General features: G+C 66.6%; 8 protein-coding genes. 4 read left to right on the plus strand and 4 right to left on the minus strand.

From position 1 onward, the window contains the following. Positions 1 to 68 precede the first annotated feature (68 nt). Positions 69 to 3290, plus strand: coding sequence for a bifunctional proline dehydrogenase/L-glutamate gamma-semialdehyde dehydrogenase PutA (gene putA / locus H9654_RS11255; RefSeq protein ID WP_191770905.1), 3222 nt, complete (start codon positions 69 to 71; stop codon positions 3288 to 3290). 506 nt (positions 3291 to 3796) lie between these two features. Here putA and pnuC read toward each other — a convergent pair. Next, positions 3797 to 4375: a nicotinamide riboside transporter PnuC gene (pnuC, locus tag H9654_RS11260; protein WP_191770906.1), complete on the minus strand. Its 579-nt coding sequence runs from the start codon at positions 4373 to 4375 to the stop codon at positions 3797 to 3799. Positions 4376 to 4454: 79 nt separating this feature from the next. After that, on the minus strand, positions 4455 to 5798 hold the full coding sequence (locus tag H9654_RS11265) for an outer membrane protein transport protein (RefSeq protein ID WP_101098648.1): 1344 nt from the start codon (positions 5796 to 5798) through the stop codon (positions 4455 to 4457). 221 nt (positions 5799 to 6019) lie between these two features. Here H9654_RS11265 and H9654_RS11270 point away from each other — a divergent pair, with 221 nt between their 5' ends. Then, on the plus strand, positions 6020 to 6712 hold the full coding sequence (locus H9654_RS11270) for a rhomboid family intramembrane serine protease (protein ID WP_101098647.1): 693 nt from the start codon (positions 6020 to 6022) through the stop codon (positions 6710 to 6712). Between the two features lie 162 nt (positions 6713 to 6874). Here the strand turns inward: H9654_RS11270 and H9654_RS11275 are convergent, their stop codons facing one another. Together H9654_RS11275 and H9654_RS11280 are read right to left on the minus strand one after the other, a co-directional pair. Then, entirely contained in the window at positions 6875 to 8344 is a 1470-nt protein-coding gene (locus H9654_RS11275; protein ID WP_191770907.1) for a S41 family peptidase, read from the minus strand. A gap of 125 nt (positions 8345 to 8469) precedes the next feature. After that, positions 8470 to 9789, minus strand: a complete 1320-nt coding sequence (locus H9654_RS11280; protein WP_225212004.1) for a murein hydrolase activator EnvC family protein — start codon at positions 9787 to 9789, stop codon at positions 8470 to 8472. A gap of 101 nt (positions 9790 to 9890) precedes the next feature. Here H9654_RS11280 and H9654_RS11285 point away from each other — a divergent pair, with 101 nt between their 5' ends. Both H9654_RS11285 and H9654_RS11290 read left to right on the plus strand, forming a co-directional pair. After that, positions 9891 to 10559: a DUF4097 family beta strand repeat-containing protein gene (locus H9654_RS11285; protein ID WP_191770909.1), complete on the plus strand. Its 669-nt coding sequence runs from the start codon at positions 9891 to 9893 to the stop codon at positions 10557 to 10559. Positions 10560 to 10613: 54 nt separating this feature from the next. Beyond that, on the plus strand, positions 10614 to 12341 hold the full coding sequence (locus H9654_RS11290; RefSeq protein ID WP_191770910.1) for a M28 family metallopeptidase: 1728 nt from the start codon (positions 10614 to 10616) through the stop codon (positions 12339 to 12341). Positions 12342 to 12562 lie beyond the last annotated feature (221 nt).

The raw sequence follows: 12562 nt of genomic DNA on the forward strand, positions 1-12562 counted from the left end.
CCATGCAAGGGCTTTCCGCGGGCCAAAAAATGATTAAAATCGCCAAGTTTTCCACTGGCCGGACCGGCATGAACGCACCTACTCTTTCGCCCGCTGCCCCCGGCTCCGCGCCGTCGGCCGACGTGCTGCTGTCGCCGGAACTGCCGGCATCTCCCTCCGCTTTCCGCCAGGCCATCACCGACGCCTGGTTGAAGGACGAGGCGGCCCACGTGACCGAACTGCTGGCACAGGCGCGCCTGCCGGCCGACGAACAGGCGCAGGTGCAGGCGCTGGCCGCCGACCTGGTCGCCCGCGTGCGCGTGCGCGCCAAGGACCAGGGGGCGATCGAAGCCTTCATGCGCCAGTACGACCTGGGCAGCGAGGAAGGCGTGCTGCTGATGTGCGTGGCCGAAGCGCTGCTGCGCATCCCGGACCAGGACACCGCCGACAAACTGATCCGCGACAAACTGGCCGATGCGGACTGGAAGAAGCACATGGGCGGCAGCGACTCGGTGCTGGTCAATGCCTCCACTTGGGGCCTGATGCTGACCGGCAAACTGGTACAGATCAACGACCTCACCCGTGCCGACGTGCCGGGCGCGTTCAAGCGCCTGATGGGCCGCGTGGGCGAGCCGGTGATCCGCCTGGCCGTGCGCCAGGCGATGAAGATCATGGGCCATCAGTTCGTCATGGGCCGCACCATCGGCGAGGCGCTGGAGCGTTCGCACAAGGGTGACAACGCCAGCTACCGCTATTCGTTCGACATGCTCGGCGAAGGCGCGCTGACCATGAAGGATGCCCTGCGTTACCTGGAGGACTACCGCCGCGCGATCCATGCCATCGGCGGTGACCACAAGGCACGCGGCGGCCGCCCGGATGGCGACGTCAACAACGCCCCGGGCATCTCGATCAAGCTGTCCGCGCTGTACCCGCGCTACGAGCACGCCAAGCGTGCCCGCGTGCTGCACGACCTGGTGCCCGGCGTGCTGGAGCTGGCACAGCTGGCGAAACGCTACGGCATCGGCTGCACGGTGGACGCCGAAGAAGCCGACCGCCTGGAGCTTTCGCTGGACATCATCGATGCGGTGTTCTCAGATGCCTCGCTGAGCGGCTGGGATGGCTTCGGCGTGGTGGTGCAGGCGTACCAGAAGCGCACCCCGTACACGATCGATTTCCTCGCCGACATGGCCCGCCGCAACGGCCGTCGCCTGCAGGTGCGGCTGGTCAAGGGCGCGTACTGGGACGCGGAGATCAAGCGCGCGCAGATCGAAGGCTATCCGGGCTACCCGGTGTTCACCCGCAAGCAGAACACCGACGTGTCCTACCTGGCCTGCGCCAAGCGCCTGTTCGGCCATGGCGACGCGATCTATCCGATGTTCGCCACCCACAACGCGCACACCATCGCCGCGATCCGCAGCATCGCCAAGGGCAGTGTGTACGAGCACCAGAAGCTGCATGGCATGGGCGATGACCTGTACGCCGAAGTGGTGCCGGCCGATCGCCTTGGCCTGCCGTGCCGCGTCTATGCGCCGGTCGGTTCGCACGAGGACCTGCTGCCTTACCTGGTGCGTCGCCTGCTGGAAAACGGCGCCAACTCCAGCTTCGTCAACCGCATCACCGACGACCGCGTGGCGATTGCCGAGCTGGTCCGTGACCCGGTGGAAATGGTGGGTTCCTTCGCCTCCATCCCGCACCCCAAGATCCCGCTGCCGGTCGACCTGCTGCGCAGCCAGAACCACCACAGGACCAATTCCATGGGCATCAACCTCGCCAACGACAACGCACTGCGCGACCTTGCCGGGCAGCTCAACAGTGCCGTGAAAGCATGGCATGCCACCCCGCTGGTGCCCGGTGCCAACCTGACCGGACCGACGCTGCCGGTGACCAATCCGGCCGACAACCGCCAGGTGGTGGGCCAGTGGCAGGCGGCCGACGATGTGACCGTGCAGAAGGCCCTGACCAACGCGGTTGCAGCGCAGCCAGCCTGGAACCGCACCCCCGCTGCCAGCCGCGCGGCGATCCTGGAACACGCCGCCGACCAGCTGGAAGCACGCACCGCCGAGTTCATGGCGTTGTGCGTGAAGGAAGCCGGCAAGAGCCTGCCCGACGGCGTGGCCGAAGTGCGCGAGGCGGTCGACTTCCTGCGCTACTACGCCAAGCAGGCACGCGAGCAGTTCGCGCATGCCGAAAAGCTGCCCAGCCCGACCGGTGAATCCAACGAACTGCAGCTGCATGGCCGCGGCGTGTTCGTGTGCATCAGCCCGTGGAACTTCCCGCTGGCGATCTTCCTGGGCCAGGTCGCTGCGGCGCTGGCGGCGGGCAACAGCGTGATCGCCAAGCCGGCCGAACAGACCAACCTGATCGGCTACTACGCGGTGAAACTGCTGCTCGATGCCGGCGTGCCGGAAGGCGTGCTGCAGTTCCTGCCGGGCGACGGCGCCACTGTCGGTGCGGCGTTGACCGCCGACCCGCGCGTGGCCGGCGTGGCCTTCACCGGGTCCACTGATACCGCCCGTGCGATCAACCGCGCGATGGCCGCACGTGATGCCGCCATCGGTGTGCTGATCGCCGAGACCGGCGGCCAGAACGCCTTCATCGCCGATTCGTCGGCGCTGCCGGAACAGCTGGTCAAGGATGCGATCGGTTCGGCGTTCACCTCGGCCGGCCAGCGTTGTTCGGCCGCACGCGTGCTGTTCGTACAGGACGACATCGCCGACAAGGTGATGACCATGCTGGCCGGCGCGATGAAGGAATTGAAGGTCGGCGACCCGGGCGAACTGTCCACCGACGTCGGTCCGGTGATCGACGCAGACGCGCTGCGGATCCTGCAGGACCATGCCGTGCGCATGGACGCCGAAGCCCGCCTGATCGCCGCTGCCACGCTCGGCGATGGCACGGCGCACGGCACCTTCTTCGCGCCGCGTGCGTACGAACTGAAGGACCTGGGCCAGCTGCACAGGGAGATCTTCGGACCGGTGCTGCACGTGATCCGCTGGAAGGGCGACCAGCTGCAGGCGGTGATCGACCAGATCAACGCGACCGGTTACGGCCTGACCCTGGGCGTGCATTCGCGCATCGACGAGACCGTGGAGCGCATCACACATGGCATCCAGGTGGGCAACGTGTACGTCAACCGCAACCAGATCGGTGCGGTGGTGGGCGTGCAGCCGTTCGGTGGCCAGGGCCTGTCCGGCACTGGCCCGAAGGCGGGCGGCCCGCACTACCTGCTGCGGTTCGCCACGGAGAAAACCGTCACGGTGAACACCACCGCGGCCGGCGGCAACGCCTCGCTGCTGACGTTGGGCGATTGATTTTTTTCGCTGTGCCGCGGGTGGTCATGTTGCCTGGGTGGGGCGGGGTGGGTTGGCGGGAAACGCCGTGAATCCATCCTTGGAGGCTCGCCATCCGCATCCATGCGGATGAGCGTTCCCGCCAACCCACCCCGCCCCACCCCTGACGGTTTCGCGCGGCCGCCAGCGGGTGGGGAAGAAAACAGCGGGGTCAGAGTCCTTTCACCATCGGTAGCGCCGAGCCATGCTCGGCGGAAACCATCAGAATCCCTTTCTCCCTACATCCGCCGACCATGGGTCGGCGCTACCAAGGCCCCAAGGACCATGCTTGCCCAAGGCCACCATGGACCTGTCGAAGGTGGGTCGGGGTGGCTGTGCAGGACCGTCTTTTCGCATGGATGCGAAAAGCGAGCCTCCATGGACGGATTCACGGCGTGTCCTGCACAGCCACCCCGCCCCGCCAACACACAGCCCTGCCGCTGTTGACGTTGACGTTGACGTTGCCTGCGCTTCTGACCGTGTGCGCGTCAGCGCGCAGCCAGCATCAACCGCCGCCAATGCAGCAGCGCGACGATCGCGTTGATCCAGTAGCCGACGTACAGCAGCGCCGTCAGCTGCAGGCCACCGGTGTAGTAAAGCGGCACCGCCAAGGTGTTCACTAGCAACCACACCCACCAGCATTCCAGCTTGCGCCGCATCATCATCAACTGACCGACCATGCTCAGCAGCAGGATCCCCGCGTCCACGTAAGGCGCCTGTCCGTCCGTATGGCGGCTCAGCATCCAGCCATAGCCCCACGTGCCCGCCACCACCAGCAAGACCAGCCCCGGCCACGCAGCGGCGCGCAGGCGGGTGATCGGCAGCGGCGCGCCCTGGTTGCCGCGCAGCCACTGCCACCAGCCCAGTGCACCCACGACGATGAAGAACCCCTGCAGCGCCACCTGCCCGTACAACCGCGCCTGCAGGAACACCGCCGCGAACAACAGCCCGGCAATGATGCTCATCCACCAGCCGTGCACGCTGTTGCGCCCGGCCAGCAGTATCGAGGCGGCCGCTGCGACGTTGGCGGCGATTTCAAGCTGGAACGCGGGGTCTGAAAAATCCATGGGCCATTGTAGTGCGCAAAGAAAAAGCCCCGCTTGCGCGGGGCTTTCCGGTCCTGCTGTCACGCGTTGAAGCGTGGAATCAGAACTTGTACTGCATCGACGCAGCCAGCACGTCGCCGCGGACCTTGTACTTGCCGGTCAGCGAGTTGCCCTGGTTGTTGGTACCCGGCTGCACGAACAGGTTCGGGTCGCTGGTCAGCAGGTGGGTGTAGCCGAAGTTGTATTCGACATTGTCCGACGGGGCCCAGCCCAGGCCAACCGACAGCCACTTGCGGCTGGTGTCCGGCACGCGCACGTCGCGGTGGGCGTCGGTGGTCGGGGTCTGGTCCAGTGCCACGCCGCCACGCAGGGTGACGGTGTCGCTCAGCTTGAAGTCGGTACCCAGCGACACGAAGGTGGTATCGCGGTAGCCGAATTCGAGCACCGAGTCGGGCTGGGCCGAAGCGTAGTCGATGACCACCTGGTCGAACGCGGTCGACCATGCGGTACGGGTGACATCACCCATCACGGTCCAGCGGTCGTTGATGTTGTGGGTCACGCTCAGCGTGGCCGAGGCCGGCAGGGTCACCGTGGCCTTGCCGCTGGTGGTCACGAAGCGGCCCGGCTGGGCAACGGCCAGCACGGCAGCGGCGTTGGACGGCACGTCGAAGGTGGCGTCGCCGCCGGTGATCTTGTGCTCGACCTTGGAACGGTAGCTGATGCCGATGTGGGTGTTCTCATCCGGGCTGAACAGGCCGCCGACGGTCCAGCCGACCGCGTTGTTGTCGCCTTCCACGGTCAGCTTGCCATCGGCGCTGCCCGGGGCGAAGCCCGGTACGCGGGACTGGGCCAGCGCGGTGCCGAAGTCGATGTTGTTGCTCAGTTCGATGGTCAGGTGTTCAACGAACACCGACGCGCCGAAGGACACGTACGGGTTGACGTCATAGGACATCGCAAAGCCGAGGTCGATCGCCTTCAGGTCGGTCTTCAGGCCGCTGTAGCGACCCACCCAGCCGTCGTCGTAGTCGGTCTTGAAGCCGAACGGTGCGGTCAGCGACACGCCGAAGTGGGCCTTTTCGCCGATCGGCATGTGGAAGTAACCGGCCGGGACCGGCGCGATCATGCCAGCGTCGCCGCCGTCACCACCGGTCTGCGGGGCGCCGGTCGGCTTGCGGCCGGCACCTTCGAACTCGGCCTTGAAGCTGATCGCGCTCAGGTCGCCCTGGATCACGCGGCCATCGAGCTGGCGCATGCCAGCCGGGTTGGCGGCGATGATCGAGGCATCACCCTCGGCGCTGCCCGAACCTGCGAAGGCGCGGCCGAGGCCCTTGGCACTCTTTTCCGCCAGCTGGAACGCGGCTGCGTTCGCATCGGTGGCGGCCAGTACGCCGGCAATGCCGACAGCCAGCATCGTAATGCGGGCAAAAGTAGAAGCGGTTTGCATCGTTTTATCTCTCCGGAAAGCGGTTGTTTGCTCTGCATGCGCCTGCGTCCCGCCGGGGCCAAGGCCCTGCAGGACGCGCCGGATTCCCCTCCCGACATACGACGCCGTATGCGAGTATTACCCAGACGTGTTAATGAAACAATAACAGATAGGGTGCATTTTCAGCTTGAAAACTGAATGCGCAGACCTCCGCCATCGGCTGTCGAGATACCCTAGCCCCCATGTTCCTGTCGCTGCCCTCCCGTCGCAAAGCCGCCTTCCGCTGGGCCACCCCGGTGTTGTTTGCGACAGTCTGGCTGGCGTTCCTGTGGTCGATCTCGCGCCCCCACGAAGCCCGCAACAGCCTGTGGATGGATTGGGGCGCCCTGTCGGCTGGCCTCATGCGGCCGCTGGACTGGTGGGCCACCCTGCAGGACGGCAGCGTGCTGCGGCTGTTCACCGCGCTGTTTCTGCATGCCGACTGGTCGCACCTGCTCGGCAACCTGGTATTCCTGCTGATCTTCGGGCTACCGGCCGAGCGCGTGCTGGGGCCGTGGCGGCTGATCCTGCTGTTCCTGTTCGGCGGGGCCTTCTCCAACCTGGTGGCGATCTACACCATGGGCACGCCGGACCAGATCATCATCGGGGCGAGCGGCGCGGTATCGGCACTGATCGGCACCTACCTGGCGCTGTTCCCGGGCGCACGCCTGGGCGTGGTGATTCCGTTGGGCCTGTTCCTGGAATTCGTCCGCGCACCGGCCTACCTGCTGATCGGCTTCTGGGCGGTGCTGCAGGTGGTGTTCGCGCATATCGGCCCGAGCTTCGGCATGGTGGCCTGGTGGGCGCATATCGCCGGCTTCGGCTTCGGGGTGGTGTACGGCGTGTACGTGCGCGCCGCGATCGCCCGCCGACTGCGCAAGCGCCAAGGTTTCTGACGCGCTTCCGGTAGCGACGGCCGCTGGCTGTCCTGTCTTTTCGGTCCGCTGCGCTCGCCGAGCACGGCTCGGCGCTACCAGGCCGCAGCCATCGGTAGTGACGGCCGCTGGCCGTCCTGCCTGGGTGGGTGACGACCGTGGGTCGTCACGCCTTTGCCGCGGTCAGGGCTTGGCCGGCGCTTGTGCTGGCTTGGTTTCTGGCTTGGTTTCTGGCTTGGTTTCTGGCTTGGTTTCTGGCTTGGCTTCCGGCTTCGCTGCGGCCTTGTCCGCTGCCGCCTTGGCCGCTTCGGCCTTCAGTCGTGTGGCGACCGAACCGGGAGCCTTCAGCTCGGCCAGTGCGTCGTTGATCGGGCCGTCGCCCGGCAGTACGTCGCCGGCCTGGTAGCCTTCCTCACCTTCGCCATCCCCATGCAGATGGCCCGGCAGGGTCGCTTCGCTGAAGTCGGACAGGCTGGCCGGCAGGGCGTCTTCGCCTTCCACCGGTGCCGGCTTGAGCTCCACTTCCGGCACGATACCGGTCGCCTGGATCGACTTGCCGCTGGGGGTGAAGTAACGCGCGGTGGTCAGCTTGACCGAATCGCCGTTGTCCAGCGGCAGCACGGTCTGCACCGAGCCCTTGCCAAAGGTCCGGCTGCCGATCACCCGCGCACGCTGGTTGTCGCGCAGGGCGCCGGCCAGCACTTCCGATGCGCTGGCCGAACCGGCATCCACCAGCACCACCACCGGAGCGCCCTTCAACAGGTCGCCGGGCGTGGCATCGAAGCGTGCATCGCTGATGCTGATGCGGCCGCGCGTGCTGACGATGTTGCCTTTCTCGATCAGGTCGTCGGCCACCTGCACCGCGGCGGTCAGCAGGCCACCGGGATTGCTGCGCAGGTCCAGCACCAGGCCCTTGAGCTGGCCACCGGCCTGCTTGGAGAGCTGGCGCGCATGCTTCTGGAAATCAGCTGCGGTATCAGCCTGGAAGGTGCTCAGGCGGATGTAGCCGTAACCCGGTTCCAGCATGCGGCTGCGCACGCTGGTCACGCGGATGGTTTCGCGCGCCAGGCTGACATCGAAAGGCTTCGGCTTGCCGTCGCGCACGATGGTCAGCACCACCTTGCTGCCGGCCGGGCCACGCAGCGGTTCGCTGGCCTGGATGGCGCTGATCGGCTTGCCGTCGATGGCGATGATCAGGTCGCCGGCGAGGATGCCGGCGCGTGCGGCCGGGGTATCGTCGATCGGCGAGATGATCTTCAGGCTGGCATTGTCCGGCTGCTGCTGCAGCTCCACGCCGATGCCTTCGTAAGCGCCGTTGGCCTGCTCGTCGAAGGCTTCGGCGTCTTCCTTGTCGAAGTAGGTGCTGTGCGGATCCAGGTCCAGCAGCAGGCCGCGCACCGCATCCTGCATCAGCTTCTTGTCGTCGACCGGGTCCACGTAGGCCGCGCGCACCGCGTTGTACACCGCCACGAAGCGCCGGATTTCCTCCAGCGGCACTTTCGACGTCGCCGCCTCTTCGCTGCTCGCCGCGGTGGACGGCCTGGCGTCGGCGGGGACCTCGGCAGGGGCGGCCGCGGCGGGTTCGGCCTGCTGGGCCAGCGCCAGTGTAGGCATCATGGCCAGCAGCAGGGTGGCGGTTCGGGCTACACGCATGAAGCACTCCTGGGGTCGAATTCGAATGCTCCGGTGAAGTGCGCGCACGACCGATGCAGGTCCCGATTATGCGTCAGGTATCGGTAAATTCCCGTTGAATGTACGACGACCTCGCGCGCGACGGTTCAGCGACGCTGCAACCAGCTGTCCGGGTTCACCGGCTGGCCGCCACGGCGCAGTTCGAAGTACAGCGCGGTGACGCCCTGCCCGCCGGAATTGCCGACCTTGGCCAGCGGATCACCCCGCTTCACCGCAGCGCCGGCATCCTTGAGCAGGGTGTCGTTGTGCGCGTACAGGCTCATGTAGCCGTTGCCGTGGTCCACGATCAGGATCATGCCGTAGCCGGTCATCCAGTCGGAGAACACCACGGTGCCATCGGCCACGGCGGTGACCGTGCTGCCGGCCGCCGCGCCGATCAGCACGCCGCTGCTGGTGCGCCCGTCAGGCAGCTTGCCGCCGTAGCGGGCCAGCAGGTTGCCGGTCAACGGCCAGCCCAGGCCCCCCACCCGCGGTGCCGGTGCGGCGGCGGCCACCGGCGGCACTTTGGTGGCGCGCGGCGGCGGCGGCGGACGGCCTTCGGCCACCGCGCGATCAGCGGCAGCTTTTTCTGCCGCCTTTTCCGCAGCGCGTTCGGCGGCCGCGCGCCGGGCCGCTGCACGCCGCTCGGCTTCAGCACGTGCGGCGGCGGCACGCAGGTTGGCCAGCAGGGTTTCCAGCGCTTTCGCATCCTGGCCCAGGGCCTTTTCGCGTTCGCTGCGGTCCTTGAACTGTTCGTCCAGCGCCGCGACGGCCTGCTCGCGCTGGCGACGGTCGCTGGCCAGTGCGGTGGCCTGCTGCTTCTGCTGCTGGCGGGTGGACTGCAGTTGTTGCTGGCGTTGCCCGATCTGCGCCTGCAGCGTGTCCAGTTCCTTCAGGTCACCGGTGATGTCATGGATGCGTTGGCTGCGCTCTCGCTGCAGGTAACGGTGGTAGGCCAGCGAGCGGTTGCCATCGGCCACGGTGTCCTGGGACAGCAGCAGCTTCAACGGCGCATGGTTGCCCAGCCGGTAGGCTCCGTTGAGCAGCCCGGCCAGTTCGGTGCGCTGCTTCTGCAGCCCGCCCTCCAGCGCAACGCGGCGTTTTTCCAGATCGGCCAGCGCGCTGTTCTGCGCCTGCAGCGCCGCTTCGGTTTCGGCCAGGGTGCGGCCGGTGCGCGCGACCTTTTCATCCATCTCGCGCAGCTGCCGGCTGGCCTGGCCGCGCTGGTTGTCCAACTGCCTGCGCTCCTGCGCAACGCCCTTCAGTTCGGTACGCAGCTTCTGCAGCTTGCGCTCCGCTTCGCGGGTGGACTGGGCACCGGCGGGCAGCGCCGGCAGCAGGGCAACGGCGATGGCCAGCAGCACGCCTCCAGCCAGCACGGGCCAGCGGGTGTTAGCGATGCGTGAGGGAAAAGCATTGTCGCGCAAGGGCGTTCCAGTGACTTCAGGCAGATGCGGTTTCCAGTGCAACATGGTGACATCTTTGCCGGGCGGCCGGCCAGCCGCATGTGACTGACAAGGAACCTCTCATGAAAGCCCCATCCCTGACCCTGACCCTGGCGCTCACCCTTGCCGCGGTCGCCAGCACGGCGGCGGCGCAGGAAGACATCAGCAAGGTCAACGGCAGCATCAGCGCCGAACCGGGCCAGCGCTACGGTGACCTGGATACGGTCAACGGCAGCATCCGGGTAGACGACGGCGTGGAAACCGGCGACATCGAAACCGTCAACGGCGGCATCAAGGTCGGCGACGGCGCGCGCACTGGCAGCATTTCCACCGTCAACGGCGGTGTGCGGCTGGCGGGCGGGGTGATCGCACGCGGCAACGTGGAGACGGTCAACGGCAGCATCTTCGCCGACCGCCGCAGCCAGATCGAGGGCAGCGTGGAGACGGTGAACGGAGGTATCGGCCTGGTCGAAACCCGCTTGGCTGGCGACATCGAGACCGTCAACGGCGACGTCACGGTCGGCGTCGGTTCGGTGGTCAATGGCGGTATCCACATCAAGAAGCCCAGCTTCAGCATTTCGTTGACGCCGAACCGCAAGCCGCGGGTGATCATCGGGCCCAATGCGGTGGTCAACGGCGCGCTGCAGTTCGAACGCGAGGTGGTGCTGTACGTGCACCGCAGTGCCAAGACCGGCACGGTGACCGGCGCCACCCCGGTGGCGTTCGACACCGACACCGCTCCGGAAAACTGATTCCATGCCAGGCCTGCGCCTGCAGGCCGGCTCCCCTCCCTGCAGGACCTGATGATGCCCCGTAAATTACTGCTCTGCCTTGCCCTCACCGCGGCACTGACCGCCTGCAAGGGCGAAGACACCGCCCCGTCGGCCACCGCCCCGGCCGCCGACGCCAGCGCCGCCACCGCGCCGGCCAGCACGCACACGTTCTCTCCGGAGATCAACGCCGCTGACTTCGCCGAACTGGTCAAGACGCTGGCTTCGGACGAGTTCGAGGGCCGCGCGCCCGGCAGCAAAGGCGAAGAATTGACCGTCAACTACATCCGCGACCAGATGCAGCGGATCGGCCTGCAGCCCGGCAATGGCGACAGCTGGTTCCAGGACGTGGCGATGACCGAGACCACGGCCGACGAAACCACCTCGCTGAAGATCGACCAGGCCGGCAAGGCCAGCGAGCTGAAGTTCGGCACCGACATGGTGGTAGGCACCCGTACCGGCCAGACCGAAGTGAAGGTGGACGGCAGTGACATCGTGTTCGTGGGCTACGGCGTGGACGCACCGGAGCAGCAGTGGAACGACTACGCCGGCCAAGACTGGAAGGGCAAGACGGTGGTGATGTTCGTCAACGATCCGGGCTTCCATGTCGACGATGCGAAGCTGTTCGATGGCAAGCGCATGACCTACTACGGCCGCTGGACGTACAAGTTCGAAGAAGCCGCGCGCAAGGGCGCGGCCGCCGCGCTGATCGTGCACGACACCGCCGGCGCGTCGTATGGCTGGGACGTGGTCAAGAATTCCTGGGCCGGACCGCAGTACGACCTGCCGGCCAAGAATGATCCCGAAGCCCGCCTGCCGGTGCAGGGCTGGCTGAGTGCCGACGCCGCCAAGGCACTGTTTGCCGGTGCCGGCCTGGATCTTGCGCAGGCTTACAAGGATGCCAACAAGCGTGGTTTCAAGCCGGTGCCGCTCAACGCCAAGCTGTCGGTGGACCTGAAGAGCACCACCGCCGAGAAGACGTCCCGCAACGTGGTGGGCGTGCTGCCGGGCAGCAGCCGGGCCGATGAAGCCGTGCTCTACATGGCGCACTGGGACCACCTGGGCAAGCATGAAGGCGAAGCAGACGACAACATCTACAACGGTGCGGTGGACAACGCCACCGGCGTGGCCGGCATCCTGGAAGTGGCTGACGCGATGATGCACCAGGATCCGAAGCCGGTCCGTTCGGCGGTGTTCCTGGCGGTGACGCTGGAAGAATCGGGCCTGCTCGGCTCCAAGTACTACGTGGCCCATCCGACCTTCCCGCTGGACAAGATCGCCGGTGTGATCAACATCGATGCGATGTCGGTGGCCGGCCGTGCCAAGGACATGACCGTGACCGGTTTCGGCAGTTCCGAGCTGGAAGACATCCTCAAGCCGCTGGCCGTGGCGCAGGGCCGCACGCTGCATGGTGAGTCGGCAGTGCAGAGCGGGTTCTACTTCCGCTCGGATCACTTCAACTTCGCCAAGGCGGGCGTGCCGGCGCTGTATGCCGATGGCGGCGAGGACCTGCTGGACGGCGGCGTGGAAGCGGGCCGCAAGGCCGGTGAAGACTACGGGCGCAATCGTTACCACGGCCCGAAGGATGAGTTCGACGCCGCGACGTGGAAGCTGGACGGCACCATCGAGGACCTGCAGTTGCTGCACGGTGTGGGCAAGGAACTGGCCGCCGGCGATCGCTGGCCGAACTGGTACGAAGGCAACCCGTTCAAGGCGGCGCGCGATGAGATGATGAAGGGCAAGGCCGCTCCGGCAGGCAAGTAAACGCCGGGTTGGCTGATGTTTATCTGCGGCGCCCTTCGGGGCGCCGTTTTTTTGCGCGTGTTTGACGGCCAGCGGCCATCACTACCGGGCATGCGTACGCGCAAGAAAAAACCCCGCTGCGTGAGCAGCGGGGTTTCTGGTTTGAACCCTGGCGATGACCTACTCTCGCATGGCTTGAGCCACACTACCATCGGCGCAGCTGCGTTTCACTTCCGAGTTCG

Source organism: Stenotrophomonas lacuserhaii (genome assembly GCF_014836545.1).
In the GTDB taxonomy this organism is placed as follows: domain Bacteria; phylum Pseudomonadota; class Gammaproteobacteria; order Xanthomonadales; family Xanthomonadaceae; genus Stenotrophomonas; species Stenotrophomonas lacuserhaii.